The organism is Chryseobacterium gleum, from assembly GCF_900636535.1.
In the GTDB taxonomy this organism is placed as follows: Bacteria; Bacteroidota; Bacteroidia; order Flavobacteriales; family Weeksellaceae; genus Chryseobacterium; species Chryseobacterium gleum.
In genome coordinates this window covers 2,374,620-2,391,330 of record NZ_LR134289.1, presented here as the reverse complement: position 1 = coordinate 2,391,330, position 16,711 = coordinate 2,374,620, and the positions used below count along the sequence as shown (strand labels likewise).

Genomic DNA, 16,711 nt, shown 5'->3' with positions numbered 1-16,711 from the left:
AGGAGTGAAAAATTTTTAACGATCTGATTTATCACCTGATATTATAGATTTTATTGATTCTAAATTACCGAAAAAAATGCGTAAATTTGTAAACAATTTATATTTATATGTTGACGAAAGAAAAGGTTCAGGAATTCCTTAAAGAAATAGAAGTAGACGATTTGGTGAATAATCTTCAGATTATGGGTGATGATGTTTATATTGACATGACTGCTCATTCACCTGCAATGCACGAAAAGAAAAAGCTGGAAGCTGCCATGAAACAGGCCTTTGCCAGTGAGTTTGGAGAAAACGTTCATTTAAAACTTAAAATCGTTTCTCCGGAGCCTAGTGAAATTCAGCAAAGTCAGATCAAAGGAAAACAAATTCCGGGGATTCAAAATATTATCGCTATTGCTTCCGGTAAAGGAGGAGTAGGAAAATCTACAGTTTCTGCAAATATGGCAGTAACGTTAGCTAAAATGGGCTTTAAAGTGGGATTACTGGATGCCGATATCTATGGTCCCTCAGTGCCTACCATGTTTGATACAGAAGGGGAGAAACCAATTTCTGTAGAAGTTAATGGTAAAAATCTGATGAAGCCTATCGAGAATTATGGTGTGAAAATGCTTTCAATAGGATATTTTTCAGGCGCTAATCAGGCAGTAGTGTGGAGAGGACCAATGGCTTCAAAAGCATTGAATCAGATGATCAGAGATGCTGCCTGGGGAGAACTTGATTTCTTATTAATCGATCTTCCTCCGGGAACAGGTGATATTCACTTATCCATTATTCAGGAAGTACCGGTAACAGGGGCAGTGATTGTAAGTACACCTCAGCACGTTGCATTGGCAGATGTTAGAAAAGGTATTGCTATGTTCCAGATGGAAAGTATTAACATTCCGGTTCTTGGTTTGATCGAAAATATGGCGTATTTTACACCGGAAGAACTTCCTGACAATAAATATTATATCTTTGGAAACCAGGGAGCACAATATTTGGCCGAAGATCTTGGAATTCCTGTATTGGGAGAAATTCCATTGATCCAGAGTATCAGAGAAGCAGGAGATGTTGGAAGACCGGCGGCACTTCAGGAGGGATCTAAAATTGAAGAGATTTACACAGAAACTGCCAGAAAGATGGTTGAAAGCTTAGTGGAAAGAAATAAAAACCTTCCTCCTACTGAAGCAGTGAAGATTTCCACAATGGCGGGATGCTCGCCAAAAGCAAAATAATAATAATTTCAATAAAATTTGAAAAAACCGAATTGAACTGAAAAAATATGGAAACAAACATAACGCACGAAGATACAGTAACAAGAGTAATGGAAGCTCTGGAAAGCATCAGACCGTTTTTGAATAAAGACGGAGGTGATATTGAGCTTATTGATGTGAAAGATAATCAGGTGTTTGTGAAACTTTTAGGGAACTGTTCCGGATGTTCATTGAATTTTTCAACCTTAAAGCTAGGTGTGGAGAATACAATTAAACAACATGCTCCGGAAATAGAAAAGGTAATCAACGTAGAGTAAAATTATATCTGAGATATTTTAAAAAGACAGGCCTTAAAAAGCCTGTCTTTTTATTTGTATTAATACAATAAGTTTGGCCACTAAGTTTAACCCAACCTGACGGGTTTTAAAAACCCGTCAGGTTGGATGATACAATCAGTTCAGGTGAACTTTAACATTATAATTTTCAAAAATTTCAACAATTTGGTTAAATTTTGTTTTCAGGATTTTTTTACTTCTTTTATGGTTGATCCAATTGAGCTTTGAAATGGATTTTACTCCGAAATTTCCCCGGAGGCAATCATACAAAGCATATAGATTGCGTCCGAAATATCCAGAAACTCCATTGATTTCTTCTCCCAGTGTACAGAAAAAGCCATCTAAGCTATGGAAATCATTTCCGTCAATCTTAATATTGATATTTTCCCTGTTGATTGCAGGTTGGGTCGAATGTAAAGCATGAACAAGCCATCCCTGCAGTTCATCTTTTTTGAAATTTTTCCAGATATACTTTTTATTAATTTCATTATTAAGTTTCATATCCAAGGCTTTTTGGTACCCTTTTGGTTTGGTCCAGACAAAACCTGTTAAAATGATATTTTTTTTTGATTTACTTATTTTTATATCACTGATAAAAGTTCCAGATAAAATCTTTTTTTGTTGATCAAGTCTATAAATGAAGCCATTGTTCAGATCCATTTTATAGGCTTTTTCGACAACAGACATAAGAGCAGGAATATCATGAACATTAACCAATCTGACTTTTTTATAAACAATACCGTTAGAACCTTCAATATTGTATACCTGATCTATTAATGAGATAATTTCAGGAGTATTTCCTGTATCTAGTGCAAATCCAAACATGAAATAAGTATATCTAAAAAGTTATTGTTTTACAACCTTATTTTCCACTCCCGTAATAGAAACATCCGGTTTTCCGGATTTTGTTCCTGAAGTCCGATAATAGACCATATTGTCACCACCATCCATAGAAATTTTGTCCACTTTATCGATGTATACTTTATTACCCGTTCCTGAAACCATAATTTTCTGAGCACTTCCTTTGACTGTTAAAGTATTGCCACTTCCTTCTACTTCAACAACACCTCCATTAAGAGAATAATTGAGTTTGTGACCTACACCTTCTACATGTACAACCTTACTACCTTCGGTTTTCTCTACACCATTGGCAGATTCTGTTGTTCTGGATTGTGAGAAAAATGTTCCTGTTCCTGATAACAGCAAAGCAAGAATCCCGGCAATTTTAATATTTTTCATTGTGAATTGGTTTTTGTTGGGTTAAATATAGATATAAATACCTCTTCAGGCATCTCAAAAGTTAATCATTTTTAAACAAGAATCTTTACACGGTATATTATAGATTCCAATAAAAAAAGCTCCGGAAACCCGAAGCCTTAGATAGAATGATATATTGTACTATATGATTACTTTACAATGACTCTTTTGATTTGTCCTTCAGATGTTTTTACAAGATAAACACCGGCAGAAAGATTGGAAGTATTTATTGTTAATGCATTTTTTTCCTTTCCAATAAGTTTTCCGGATATATCATACAATTCGTAATCCTGTTTTCTGTTGAAGTAAAGCGTATTTCCTTTATTCACAGGATTAGGGAACACATTGAATGTCGCCTGCTCAGCTTTTATCTCACCAGTACCAAGTGTTGCCGGCGAAGCTACTTCAAACGTTGATAGCGTTCCACTAATTTCATTGGCAACAATCACGTAGCCTTTATTGGTTGTTGTATTTTCTGGGGCAATGTAGATAATTCCTTCAGGGCCATTATCACCTCCGTAAGCGGATGTAGAACGGGAATGCTTATAATCGGTGAAAGTAGGGTTGTTAGGATCTGTGATATTATATACCATAACACCGCCGGTTCTTTCCAGTGTGATGAAAGCGTAAGTCTGTCCGTTAATTTTTCCTAATGCCACTCCCTCCGGTTCAGGTCCTTTTGCCCGGCTTCTGTTTTTAATTACATTCGACTCATTATCCGCATTGAAAATTAAAGGATGATTGGCGGCAATATATCTCTCAAACTGATCTCCGCTGTCATAAACGATCTGTTTGGTGTCTGCATTGAAAATAGAGAATGAGCGTGCTCCTAAAGCTGCTATTTCTTCAAACTCAGCGTCTCCATCCGTATTTCCCGTAGCAGATGAAACCCTGAATCTCCCCAGATTATGTGAAGCTTTTAAAATTGTTGAATTCGGGAACAATACAGGATCCAAAATATAACTGTTTGCACCTACAGTAGTTCTTTCACTGAAACCTGAAAGATCTTTTTCATCTCCTTCATTGGCTGTTACAATATAATTGGTGTTTCCTACCTTATAATTCTGTACGGCATCAGGAACGTAATAGGCTTTTACCGGCCAGTTGGCAATAACTACCTCACCGTTATTGTCGGAAGCATCAAAACCATTCCCCGGCAGGCTCATGTCTTTTTTACCCAATCCCCAGATTCCTGTGATGGTTTTAGAGATCAGGTTAATTTCTGCCACTGCATTATTCTCCTGAAGTGTTACCCAAGCTTTCTGGCTGTCTGCACTGATGGTAACATATTCCGGCTCCAGATCCTGGGAAAGCGTATTGTTGGTTCTTACCTTTCGTAAACCAGTTGCAGTTAATGCAGCCAGTTGAGATTCAAAACTGTTAAAATTAAGGGTTGTCACATTAGTCTGGGTAAGATTTGCAATACCTCCTGAAATATCAATGATGCTGATTGTTCCTTCAGGATCTACTGTGTATGCATCATTAGGTTCACCTTCGTTGGCAGTAACGACTTTTGTCCCGTCAGGGGAGAATGTGATCATGTCTGGTAAAGCGCCCACAGTTACCTGTTTCAGAAAGTTTCCGTTAATATCAAAGAAGACTACAGAACCGTTTTGCTGTGGATCTGCATTTGGGGAAGCGGCTGCGATAATTCCGTTTTTTACGGCAATACTTGTAATTCCGCCATAAGGAGCCATGTTGACTGTTTTTACAACAGACAGCATTTCAGGATTACTGAAATCGATAATGTCAAAAACATCCGTAATGGAGCTGATTGTAAATAAACGTTGTGTGGTTGCATCATGGACTACAATTTCTGTAGAGCTGTTATTGCTTCCAGAAGGGTCAAAACTTCCAAGATAATTGAGTTGGATCTGATGCGAAGGAGTAGGTGCCGGTTTATCATTATCGATAATATAAACGGTTGCAGAGTTGTCTCCTGAAATTGTTGCTCCAACAGGATTTTCAAGGCTTACCACAAAATACTCGGCCTCCTGTTCTGCCACTGTATCATTAATAATCGGGATATTAACAGTGTAGCTCGTTGTAGCTGGAGTAATGCTAATGGTCTGGTTAGCTAAAGTAAAATCATTAGCATCAGCCGTACTGAAAGGTGCCGGTTTTACAACCAGGTTTACAGTTGATGCCGAAGGATTGTTAATATTGATTTTAAATGCAAGGCTTCCTGCATTTTCATTGACTTTAATGAAATTCTTTTCCAGAGAAATTGTTGTTCCTGCAGTAGTAAATGTACTGGAAGTAACCGCTGTAACTCCATTATCACTAAAATCTTCCACTGTATTAGGCTTCAGTGCCAGGTAATACGTTTGTCCCGGCACCATTCCGGAAGTAGGAATCACTGTGATCGTATTGTTGCTGAAAGTTGTAGTAAAGGGAACTTGTGTACCTGAAGGATTTCCCAGACGGAAATCGATAAGGTTTTGTGCATTAGAATCGTTGATCGCGGAATTATCTGTTAACCTTATATTTTCGTTAAAAGATAACGTTGGATTTACAGTAGTTGAGGCATTGTTGGTATTGTTGGCCGGAAGATAAGTAACTGTTGGCGGCGTGGTATCAACACCTCCTGCAGGAGTAGCATCTACCGTAAAGTTATCAAAACGGTTATTTCCTCCGGTTCCGCCTCCTGTTGCGGAGAATTCAACCTTTAATTTAAAATCAGGATTGTTGTTAGCTCCCTGAATGGCAGAAAAATCAAGGGTAATTAATTGGGGATCGTTATCCTGAGGATTTACAGTCTGGAATGGTACAAATGTAATCCCGTCCGTTGAATAAGACCATGTCTGTGTCCCTGCTCCCTGTGCGGATCTTCTGGTGGTAAATTTAACAATTATATTATTGTATCCTGTTGTAGGTAAATTAAACTGTAAAGCTCCACCAATCGGATTATTAAATCTTAAGTGGGTGCCGGATGCATCACCGTTTCTTGCATTTAAATTCTGCAAACTAAAATTCTGGCCTGTACCACCAGTAAAATCAATTACACTGGTTCCTCCCGCTATGGCAGTAAGAGAACCATTCACCAACGTAGAAGATGGCGAGGTAATAGAGGCCGTGGAAGTATTATTATTAAAATTCCAGTAATGAATCAGTGTCTGTCCGAAAAGTCCGCTCTGAAAAAAGAATGCGGCAATCACAGACCCTTTGAGTAAGTAGTTGTTGATCATTTTTTGCTTTTGTTAGATAAATGCAAAAATGAACTTTATGTTTCGCAACTATTTTAATGGAATTTTAAGAAATGTTTAAAAAATAGGTCTATTCCGATAAAAGATAAATTATATTCAAAGAGTATTTTTATAATTCAGCTATTTTCCTGACTTGCCTGAAAAATTTAAAACCTTTCCTGATTTATTTCCTTCCAGAGGATGTTTCTGCATATAAAAATATCCTGAAACGGCAGTTACAAGCAAGAGTACAAAAATAACCAGAACAATTCTTTTTAACATGTCTCTCATATCGCTAAATTTTTAATATCTCTAATTTCTAAAGTAGATGTAGGGTACCCTTTTTGTGTTACATTGATCATTGCTCTACCCACTTCCTGTAAAGTTAAGGATTTTGATTGAAAAAATACGGGAAAAATCCAAATAAAAGGTTTAAAAAACCATTTTACATTTAATTGACCTTCAATGGGTTTCATAAATCCGGGACGAAAATTATAAGCTCCTTTGAAGTTCATTCTTTTCAAATCATTTTCTGTTCTGCCTTTTACACGCGCCCACATCAGCTTTCCGCTCTCCGTGCTGTCTGTACCTGCTCCTGAAACATAGCTGAAAACCATTTCAGGATTTTGGTTTAACACCGCTTTTGCAAAATGCAGAGTGGTATCATAAGTGATTTTAGTGTAGTCTTTTTCATTCATCCCTATACTGCTGATTCCCGCACAGAAAAAACAGGCATCATACCCTTTCAGCTTTTCATCATGAAGATCTATTGTCAGAAAGTCAGGGACAATATATTCTTTCAGTTTAGGATGTGATTTTCCTGATGGCTTCCGGCTTATGCTTAGTATTTCAGAAACACCAGGGTTGTCAAGGCATTCCATTAAAACACCTTCACCTACCATTCCTGTAGCACCTGTGAGAATTATTTTGATTGGCTTCATTGTTTTGCTATTGATATTGGTATGACGGATGGGGATGAAGTTTTACTTTAAAGTTTTTAGATAAAAGATAAAAGATAAAAGATAAAAGATAAAAGATAAAAGATAAAAGATAAAAGATAAAAGATAAAAGATGTTCCTTTAAATATTAAATATCTGAATTTAATAGGGGGGGCTTTAGCCCGCCTTAACAAATGAGCCAACTTCTATTGTCTTTAGCCAAAACTTAATATGAGAAGAAGGATTGCTTCGTCGTTTATGAACTATGTTCGCAGGCCTTCAGCCTGTTCGCGATGACAAGAGAATCAGGAGTAAAAGTCTCTGAAAATAAAAGCCAGCTCAAAAATGGCTGGCTTTCAATAGGTTTGTAAAAATGTTATTTTTTATCCTGCAGCTGACTGTATATATTATGAATCAATCCGTCTGCTACCGAGATTTTCGGAACAAAAATTCTGCTGATGTCAGACCAGGACATGACATTGTTGAAAATACTCAATGCATGTACCAATACATCTGCCCGGTCTTCTCTGAGGTTGTATTTTGTCATTCTTTGTTCTACAGAGAGTTCATTAAACTCTTTATACGTTTTTTTCAGGTGAGACAGAGACATTGGTTTTCCGTCTTTGGTTTTGCTCATGGAGAATACTTTGTTGATATTTCCTCCCGACCCGATAGCGACAATAGGTTTTTTGCTAACGATATTTTTCTTGATTTCGTCCTTCATCTCTTTCCAGTTATCCATTGTCACAAGATTATTGAGAAGACGGATCGTTCCGATGTTGAAAGATTTTTCGTAAACCATCTTACCATTTTCATAGAAGGTAAGCTCTGTAGAGCCTCCGCCCACGTCAATATATAGATAGGCAAATTCTTTGTCAAGACCTTCTGCAACATGATTTTCATAGATCAGGGTAGCTTCTTCATCACCGGAAATAATTTCGATATTGATTCCGGATGTTTCTTTTACCTGGCCGATAATTTCATTGCCGTTCGAAGCATCGCGCATTGCACTGGTAGCACATGCTCTGTAATGATCTACTTTGTATATTTTCATCAGGTCACTGAAGATTTTCATAGAATCAATGACCATTTTTTCTCTTTCAGGCCCAATCTTTCCAATGGTAAAGACATCCATTCCCAGTCTCAGGGGGATTCTGAGAAGGTTCAGTTTGATGAATTCAGGTTTTCTGTTATTGATCTTTACTTCATTGATAAGAAGGCGGGCTGCATTACTCCCTATGTCTATCGCTGCTATCTTCATTTTTTGCTTGTTTTAGCTTTTAAATATTTATAGGTTTCTATCTGTGAACGGCACTCTTTTTTATCATTTCTTACATACTCATTACTCAGCTTTTTATCTAAAATTCTGGCTTTCACATTATCCCTAAGCTGAATATCAAGAATATCTTTTAATTCTTTCTTAAGGTTTTTGTCTGTAATTTTAGCGGCAGCTTCAATTCTGTAATCAAGGTTCCTTGTCATCCAGTCTGCGGAAGAAATGTACATATCCTCGGCTCCTTTATTGTAAAAATACATAACTCTGGCGTGCTCCAGGTATTCATCTACAATACTGATGGCCTTTATTTTCTCTTTGAATTCCTTTTGATTGACGGCACAGTAGATTCCTCTTACGATCATTCTGGTCACCACTCCGGCTTTTGCAGCTTCATATATTTTTTCAATCAGTGCACGGTCACTCATTGAGTTTACTTTTACGATGATTTCTGCTTTTCGGCCTGCCTTGGCTTCCTCAATTTCTTTATCAATATGGTGAACAATCTTTTCACGCATAAACTGAGGGCAAACTAATAAATTTTTACATGTTTTCAAAACCGGAAGGTAATCATCTTTCGGTTTTTTCAGTACATTGAAAACTTTATTGATATCTGCCATGATGCCTCGGTCGGCTGTCATCAACAGATGGTCTCCGTATATTCTTGCTGTTTTTTCGTTGAAATTCCCTGTGCTTACGAAGCCATACTGAATGGTTTTGTTATGGGCCCTTTTCTTGATAACACAAAGTTTGGCATGTACCTTTTTGTTGGGAAGCCCTATCAGAACAGTAATTCCTTCCGGTTCCAGCATATCTTTCCATTCAAGATTTGACTCTTCATCAAATCTTGCCTGAAGTTCAAGCATTACCGTCACTTCCTTACCATTTCTCGCAGCATAGATCAATGCATTGATGATCTTTGAGCTGCTCGCAAGACGATAAGCGGTAATCTGTATTGATTTTACATCCGGATCCATTGCCGCTTCACGAAGAAGGTCAATCACCGGATTATACTTATGATAAGGAAATGTAAGCAGAACATCTTCTTTTAAGATGACATCCGTCACTCTTTCTCCATGTTCAAAGGCCTGATGGGTAAAGGAAGTTCTTTCCTCCGGTCTCTCATACTTTTCAAAAACATCAGGAAAATCCATGAAATGTTTGAAATTATGAATCTTTCCTCCGGGGATGATACTGTCTTTCTTAGTTAAATTCAGTTTTCTGATAAGGAGTTCCAGCAAGGCTTTATCCATATCTTTATCAAAAACGAAACGTGTAGGTTTCCCTTTTCTTCGGTTTTTGAGTCCCTTTTCTATTTTTTCTGCAAAGTTGGTTCTGATGTCATTATCCAGATCCAGCTCAGCATCTTTTGTTACTTTAAAAGCATTGGCGGCAAATTCATCATACCCGAAATAAGAAAATATATGGGGAAGATTAAAAGTGATCACATCTTCCAGCAGCATTACATTTTTTTCTTCCGGATCTTCTGTTGGCAGCAATACGAAACGTCCCACAAAGCGGGAAGGAATTTCAATGATGGCATAATTGCTGGAGTACTGCCAGTCTTTTTTTCTCATCGCTACACCCAGATAGAGACTTTTGTCCCGTAAATAAGGCATAGGAGTATTTTCATGAAGAAGAATGGGAATTACATTGGATTCTACCACTTCATCAAAGTATTGTCTGACAAATTCTTTCTGCTTTGCGGTGAGGTTTTTGGCATTTTTAATAAAAACTTTATGATCAGCCATTTCGGCCTGAATTTTTTTCCAGGTTTTATCAAAGTTCAGCTGTTGCTTCATCACCACTTCATTGATTCGCTGAAGGATTTTAGATGGCGGCTGATAGAAAGATTCGGCAATCACTTTTTCCTTGAAATCCATAGCACGCTTTAATCCGGCAACACGCACTCTGAAAAATTCATCCAGATTATTGGAGAAGATGCCAAGGAAACGTATTCTTAAATGCAAGGGAACTTTTTCGTCCATGGCTTCCTGCAAAACTCTTTCATTAAAGGCCAGCCATGTAATATCTCTAGGATTAAAGTGTAATGACATTCTGAATGTGTATATTTTATCAAAAATAATAATTAGTGAAGATTCTTCCTCTATTTCTTAGGTTAAACTTTGATTAATTTTTGAAGATTTAGTGAATTATTCTTTTTAATTATTGTGTTTTATTATAAAGTAATTGGTTTTCAGTATATTTATATCATGAATAGCCTGGTTTTGCCCGGGATGTTTTATTTTTTTGAGAATATTTCAAGGAATTATAAAAACTTTTTAGCCATGAAAAAATTGATAACCATACTTCTGCTGCAGTTATCTGGGCTGATATACAGTCAGTATGTAGAGGTTCTGAAAAAAGGACAACCGGAGAATTTATCACCTCAGAAGTTTATGATTCCTTTACAGAATCAGGAGAACTATAAATCTGCATTTGTAGGGCAGTACAAAGCACATTATCCCAACACTTATCTCGGGCACTTATTTACAGCCATTGCTGATGAGGCAAAAAGCTCAGGGGCAAATGCTTATCACATTGTGAGTTTTAAAGAAGGAGATTCTCAAAATGAATCTGAACTGGTATTGGATACTTACTACATTCAGGATTCTGATATCAAATATCAAAGTACGCTGATTGAAAAAAATAAAATTTATATTATCGGAGAACCTGTTATAAGCAGTGGAAATACTTCAAAATTTAAAGTAAACGGAGAGAAAAAAGAAGTAAAAGACAATACATTTGCCACCATAGCTCTAAAGGAAAACGAAGAAGTGAAAATAGTAAAAGGAGGGATTACAGGAATGGCAGTCTGGGCAAAATGGAAACCGGAACAGTTTAATAAATTCTACAGCTTTTCAGGAATGGGTATAGATGGTGCAGGTTTTGGACCTAATGGAATGGGAGTTGCCATTAATACAGGAAGGATATATCCTGTAGATCCTGATCTGGGATATTTTTTAATTCAGGTTCTAAAAGAGAGCAAATAAATCTCATATTGGATGGACTAAAATTGACATATCTGTGCTCAGAAAAATGATATTTTTTCCTGAAAACAATTTCAAAAACCCCATTATAAAGGGGTTTTTATTTTTATTGTGTCATTTTGTCATAATTCTTCAAATGGTACAGATATTGAGAAATTGAGAGTGTAAATTAAATTTTAAAATAGAAAAAAATATAAAATATTATGAGTAAAATAATTGGAATTGACTTAGGAACAACCAACTCTTGTGTTGCTGTAATGGAAGGTAAAGACCCTGTTGTTATTCCTAACGCAGAAGGTAAAAGAACTACTCCTTCTATCGTAGCTTTTACAGAAGATGGAGAAAGAAAAGTTGGTGACCCTGCAAAAAGACAGGCGGTAACGAATCCAAAGAAGACAGTATACTCTATAAAAAGATTTATTGGAACTCATTTTAAAGAAGATGCTCAGGAAATTTCAAGAGTACCTTATGAAGTGGTAGCAGGACCAAATGATACTGTAAAAGTAAAAATCGACGATAGAGAATATACACCACAGGAAATTTCTGCAATGACTCTTCAGAAAATGAAGAAAACTGCTGAAGATTATCTTGGACAGGAAGTAACAAGAGCGGTAATTACTGTTCCCGCATACTTCAACGATGCACAGAGACAAGCTACTAAAGAAGCTGGTGAAATTGCCGGTCTTAAAGTAGAAAGAATTATCAACGAACCAACAGCTGCAGCGTTAGCTTACGGTCTTGATAAAAACCATAAAGATCAGAAAATCGCAGTATATGACCTTGGTGGTGGTACTTTCGATATCTCTATTCTTGATTTGGGAGATGGTGTATTCGAAGTATTATCTACAAACGGTGATACCCACTTAGGAGGTGATGACTTCGATGATGTGATCATCAACTGGATGGCTGATGAATTCAAAGCTGAAGAAGGTGTAGATTTAAAAGCGGATGCCATTGCTCTTCAAAGATTGAAAGAAGCTGCTGAAAAAGCTAAAATTGAATTATCTTCTTCTCCTCAGACTGAGATCAACCTACCTTATATCACGGCTACAGCTACAGGTCCTAAGCACTTGGTGAAGACTTTAACGAAAGCTAAATTCGAGCAATTATCTGCAGACCTTGTAAGAAGATCTATGGAGCCTGTTGCCAAAGCATTAAAAGATGCTGGATTATCAACTTCTGATATCGACGAAGTAATCCTTGTAGGTGGTTCTACAAGAATCCCGATCATCCAGGAAGAAGTAGAAAAATTCTTTGGTAAAAAACCTTCTAAAGGAGTAAACCCGGATGAGGTTGTAGCGATTGGTGCAGCGATCCAGGGAGGTGTATTGACAGGTGATGTAAAAGATGTATTACTACTTGACGTTACTCCGCTTTCTTTAGGAATCGAAACTATGGGATCTGTATTCACTAAATTAATTGAAGCGAACACTACAATCCCAACTAAAAAATCTGAAGTATTCTCTACAGCTTCTGACAACCAGCCAGCTGTAAGCATCAGAGTAGGACAGGGAGAAAGACCAATGTTCAATGATAACAAGGAAATCGGTAGATTCGATCTTACAGATATTCCGCCGGCACCAAGAGGAGTTCCTCAGATTGAAGTAACTTTCGATATTGATGCTAACGGTATCTTAAGCGTATCTGCTAAAGATAAAGGTACTGGTAAAGAGCAGTCTATTAAGATCCAGGCTTCTTCAGGTCTTTCTGACGAAGAAATTGAAAGAATGAAGAAAGAAGCTCAGGAAAATGCTTCTGCAGATGCTAAGAAAAAAGAAGAAGTTGAAATTTTCAACAAAGCTGATGGATTGATCTTCCAGACGGAAAAACAATTGAAAGAATTCGGTGAGAAACTTTCTGCTGACAAAAAAGCGGCAATCGAAACAGCTCACACAGAATTAAAAGCAGCTTTCGAAGCTAAAAATGCTGATGACGTAAAAGCTAAAACTGAAGCGTTAGATGCAGCATGGATGGCAGCTTCTGAAGAATTGTACGCAGCTGGACAACAGCCGGGTGCAGATGCAGGTGCAGGAGCTCAGAATCCTGGTGGAAACGCCGGAGCTGAAGATGTACAGGATGCAGACTTCGAAGAAGTTAAGTAGTTATTGATTAATATTAATTAACAAAATATAGAAAATCCCCACAGGCGTATGTTTGTGGGGATTTTTGTTTTTTCAAAGATTTTTGATTTTGTGCTTTTTTAAGTGTTTTTTATTACACATTTGTACCATATTTGTACCGGCACTTAAGCAGAGAAGATGTGGCACTTAAGATTTTTTTTCTTACCTTTAGTTTTTCTATATGTATGATTAAAAGGATTAAAAGAGAATGTCTGCATTGTTCGCAGGAATTTATACCTAAGACAGTAACTTCATTTTATTGTCGTGAGCAGTGTATAAAAAATGCTTACCAGAAAAGAAAGCGTCAAGAAAAATTAGAATTAAAAAGACAAGAACTGATTGATCAGATTCCTTTAGATAAAATTCTCTTGACAGTCCCTGAAGCTGTTTTACTCTTTGACATTGCAAAAAGAACACTTTATAGACTTATCAAACAAAATGTAATACCTTCTATTAATGAAGGAACTCGTTTAATAAAAGTAAATCGTGAAGTTTTGCAAGAAATGTTTCCTCCGGCATCTAAAGAAAAGATTGAAAAGAAAAATTCTAATCCTAACTTGTATGATCTTTCTGAAGAGAATTGCTATACTATTGGTGAGATTTCCAAAAAATTTCAGTTACACGATACGAGTGTATACAAGCATATCAGAAAGTACTCAATTCCCACCCGTCAAATTGGTAATTATGTTTATGCTCCAAAAAGCGAGATTGACAAATTATATAATGGTACTATAGATTAAGCTTATGAAACAACTTTCAAAAACTCAAGTTACAGTTAGATTGCGTAAAGCTGAGGATAGAAATGAATGGTATGTCTATTTGGAGAGTTATCCTGTATTTATTGCTGGAAAAAATAAACCGCAACGTTCTAGGGAGTATCTCAATAGAATTGTTTATACGGTTGAATGGGATAAAAAAAGAACAAGCAGAACTAACCTAAAGGACGGGACAAAAGCCTTTAAACCAAAGCGTGATGATAATGGAATTATAGTTTGTAAGAGTGAGCGTGACAGGGAGACAATGTTATATGCTGATGGAATTCGTAAACTACGCCAAAAAGAATATGATAATGTCGACTTGTATAGTGATAGCGATGCTATTAAGGCCGAATTGCAAGAAAAACAAAAAGAAAAATTTATAGATTACTGTAATAGGTTGCTAAAGAAAAGACACGGCTCAAATAATAGTTCTGATTCAATTAGAACTAACTGGAGGTGTTTAATTGAATTTATTATAGAGTTTTCCGGAGATGATTTAAGATTTTCAAAAATTGATTTGAGTTTTGCTGATGATTTTAAGCTTTATCTTTTATCGGCGCCCTATCGCGGAAAAAAGAAAGGAATTCTTTCAAATAATAGTGCTGCAACGTACTTTTCTATTTTTAAGGCAATAGTTTCCCAAGCTTTTATTGATGGTTATTTTATAATTGACTTATCAGCAAAGATTAAAGGTATTGGAGAGCAAGAATCTTTCCGTGAACATCTCTCTTTGGAGGAACTTAATCTTTTAGTAAATACTCCTTGTGAAAATGATGAATTGAAAAGAGCATCTTTATTTTCTGCACTGACAGGGTTAAGACATTGTGATATTAAAAGGCTTAAGTGGAAAGAAATTGATGTTCAGTCAAATAGAATCAAAATTCAATTTAGACAAAAGAAAACAAAAGGAGTCGAGTATACACCGATTTCTGAACAAGCAATTCATTTATGCGGAACTCCGAGACTTCCCGAACAGCTAGTATTTGAAAATTTACAAGATAGCTCTTGGATTTCGAGACCTCTCGAAAAATGGGTCAAATCAGCTGGAATAACAAAGCATATAACTTTTCATTGCTTCAGACATACTTTTGCAACATTGCAGCTTTCTTTAGGAACAGACATTTATACAGTTAGTAAAATGCTTGGACACAGTAAAGTTACAACAACTCAAGTTTATGCTAAAGTAGTTGATGAACTGAAAAATAGAGCAGCTGGAGCTATTAAGCTGGATGAAAATATTTTAGAAGAAAACCAAGAAATTATACAAGCAAACTAATAAATATGAAAGTCAAAAATTTTGAATTAATATGTATGTATTTACCCATTATAGTGGTATGTATCCTTTTAGGAACTCAAGTCAGAACATATTTTATCGATAAAGGGTCCGATGAATTTACGGCAAATATCTTTTTTATAGTCGTGATTTTCGTAGGTGTTGTTATTTATTCAGGTCTAACATTGTTTTTGCATACTATCTATGAAATTATAAGCAGAATTATTACTAAAAGAAAAAATCTAGTTTTGGTTAATGAATTCTTTTCTGGACCTGTTACTATTGCTGATATTAAAGAAGATTTAAAATTTAAAGAAGTTGTAAAGTTCGATAATAAGCTTGAGATTGCATTAAGATATACAAAGGAGCAATTTGCGCTATACACATCTGTTAATGATTTAGAAAACCTATGCAGCTACATTACAAAGTATGCTAAGAAAGAAAAAATAGAAAATTTTAGCCCTGTAAGGGTTCACAAATTATCTAATATGGATTTGTATCATTTTGGCTGGAACATTTGGAAGCACTTTGATAGGCGAAATCAATATGAAGTAGCATTGTTTTTAAAAGAAGTTTTTCAACATTCACTAAAAGATGTTGAAACGGACTCAATTAAAAGTCATTTAAAAGATGATGATGAAAAAGGTATCATTAAAATAAAAAGAGATTTAAAATTTTAGTATAATAAATATCTTAACTCCTTGCATAGTCGTAGCGATTATTGAGCATTTACTAATATTTCTGAAGCTATCCATTTACGAACTTAAATGTCGGGAATATTTCAAAAAATTATAATACATTATTAATAGTTAAATTTTTTTAGAAGAAATTTTATCATAAATAGATTTTACATAAAATGAAGAATGTAGAGAATATTCCTTTTTTACTGCAACAAATTGAAGGTAAATTAAATTCGCTATCTATAGAACAGGATAAATTAGATAATCCTCTTTTTGATATAGAAGTGACCAAAAACGAAATCTTACGGATCGAAAGTGAAATTGACCCGATAAAGAAAGAACTTATATCTTATACTGATATTCAGAGGCAGAAAGAATTAATGAGGATTCGTCTAACAGAGTATATGGATGTACTCGGCAAAAATCACGATCTCCCTTTTTCAAAAAGTCAGGGGCGTATTGGAGAATTAAATTTTTATCTAAAGCCCCTTGTTGATATCAGAAGTATTTTGAACAACGATTTGACAACTGGTATCAGCGTTAATTTAGCCCTGACAAAAGATCCATCTGATGCAGTCTTTGATGCAGAATCATTTAGAGAAACTCTTTTTCAGCAAAGACATAGTATTATCCAAGCAAACAATATCTTTCAACTCTTTGAAGTGTGCAGAAATTTCCTTGAAAAGATAAAGATAAATTATAAGTAATT

15 protein-coding genes are annotated in these 16,711 nt (G+C 35.8%); 8 read left to right on the top strand and 7 right to left on the bottom strand.

What is annotated here, in order from left to right; all coding sequences use genetic code 11:
* Positions 1-107 precede the first annotated feature (107 nt).
* Both EL165_RS10920 and EL165_RS10915 read left to right on the top strand, forming a co-directional pair.
* The gene (locus EL165_RS10920; protein WP_002977210.1) at positions 108-1,214 is read left to right on the top strand and encodes an Mrp/NBP35 family ATP-binding protein; all 1,107 of its coding nucleotides are present in this window, start codon (positions 108-110) and stop codon (positions 1,212-1,214) included.
* 47 nt (positions 1,215-1,261) lie between these two features.
* Positions 1,262-1,510, top strand: a complete 249-nt coding sequence (locus EL165_RS10915) for a NifU family protein (RefSeq protein WP_002977212.1) — start codon at positions 1,262-1,264, stop codon at positions 1,508-1,510.
* Positions 1,511-1,645: 135 nt separating this feature from the next.
* On the opposite strand, the gene EL165_RS10910 is transcribed toward EL165_RS10915, so the two are convergent.
* From EL165_RS10910 to ppk1, 7 genes are all read right to left on the bottom strand, one after another.
* Positions 1,646-2,353 carry a barstar family protein gene (locus EL165_RS10910; RefSeq protein ID WP_002977214.1) on the bottom strand — a complete coding sequence of 236 codons (708 nt, stop codon included), beginning with the start codon at positions 2,351-2,353 and terminating at the stop codon, positions 1,646-1,648.
* A 21-nt stretch (positions 2,354-2,374) separates the two neighbouring features.
* A complete protein-coding gene (locus EL165_RS10905; protein ID WP_002977216.1) occupies positions 2,375-2,767 on the bottom strand; it encodes a DUF3060 domain-containing protein in 393 nt (130 codons plus the stop codon).
* Between the two features lie 167 nt (positions 2,768-2,934).
* Positions 2,935-5,973 (bottom strand): choice-of-anchor I family protein, encoded by a 3,039-nt coding sequence (locus EL165_RS10900; RefSeq protein WP_002977219.1) that lies wholly within the window; start codon positions 5,971-5,973, stop codon positions 2,935-2,937.
* A gap of 138 nt (positions 5,974-6,111) precedes the next feature.
* Positions 6,112-6,261: a hypothetical protein gene (locus EL165_RS25830; protein ID WP_002977221.1), complete on the bottom strand. Its 150-nt coding sequence runs from the start codon at positions 6,259-6,261 to the stop codon at positions 6,112-6,114.
* Complete coding sequence (locus tag EL165_RS10895) at positions 6,258-6,911, bottom strand: NAD-dependent epimerase/dehydratase family protein (protein ID WP_002977224.1); 654 nt, start codon at positions 6,909-6,911, stop codon at positions 6,258-6,260. The genes EL165_RS25830 and EL165_RS10895 overlap by 4 nt, the downstream gene beginning before the upstream one ends.
* Positions 6,912-7,284: 373 nt before the next feature.
* On the bottom strand, positions 7,285-8,169 hold the full coding sequence (locus EL165_RS10890; protein ID WP_002977226.1) for a Ppx/GppA phosphatase family protein: 885 nt from the start codon (positions 8,167-8,169) through the stop codon (positions 7,285-7,287).
* Positions 8,166-10,238 (bottom strand): polyphosphate kinase 1, encoded by a 2,073-nt coding sequence (gene ppk1, locus EL165_RS10885; RefSeq protein ID WP_002977228.1) that lies wholly within the window; start codon positions 10,236-10,238, stop codon positions 8,166-8,168. The genes EL165_RS10890 and ppk1 overlap by 4 nt, the downstream gene beginning before the upstream one ends.
* A gap of 231 nt (positions 10,239-10,469) precedes the next feature.
* Here ppk1 and EL165_RS10880 point away from each other — a divergent pair, with 231 nt between their 5' ends.
* The 6 genes from EL165_RS10880 (at position 10,470) to EL165_RS10855 (ending at position 16,709) form a co-directional block, all read left to right on the top strand.
* Positions 10,470-11,174 carry a hypothetical protein gene (locus EL165_RS10880; protein WP_126358623.1) on the top strand — a complete coding sequence of 235 codons (705 nt, stop codon included), beginning with the start codon at positions 10,470-10,472 and terminating at the stop codon, positions 11,172-11,174.
* A gap of 200 nt (positions 11,175-11,374) precedes the next feature.
* Entirely contained in the window at positions 11,375-13,273 is a 1,899-nt protein-coding gene (gene dnaK, locus EL165_RS10875) for a molecular chaperone DnaK (RefSeq protein ID WP_002977232.1), read from the top strand.
* 203 nt (positions 13,274-13,476) lie between these two features.
* Positions 13,477-14,031, top strand: coding sequence for a helix-turn-helix domain-containing protein (locus EL165_RS10870; protein ID WP_002977234.1), 555 nt, complete (start codon positions 13,477-13,479; stop codon positions 14,029-14,031).
* 4 nt (positions 14,032-14,035) lie between these two features.
* Positions 14,036-15,325, top strand: coding sequence for a site-specific integrase (locus EL165_RS10865; protein ID WP_002977236.1), 1,290 nt, complete (start codon positions 14,036-14,038; stop codon positions 15,323-15,325).
* A 5-nt stretch (positions 15,326-15,330) separates the two neighbouring features.
* Entirely contained in the window at positions 15,331-16,002 is a 672-nt protein-coding gene (locus tag EL165_RS10860) for a hypothetical protein (protein WP_002977238.1), read from the top strand.
* A gap of 176 nt (positions 16,003-16,178) precedes the next feature.
* On the top strand, positions 16,179-16,709 hold the full coding sequence (locus EL165_RS10855) for a hypothetical protein (RefSeq protein ID WP_002977239.1): 531 nt from the start codon (positions 16,179-16,181) through the stop codon (positions 16,707-16,709).
* The last annotated feature ends 2 nt before the right edge of the window (positions 16,710-16,711 follow it).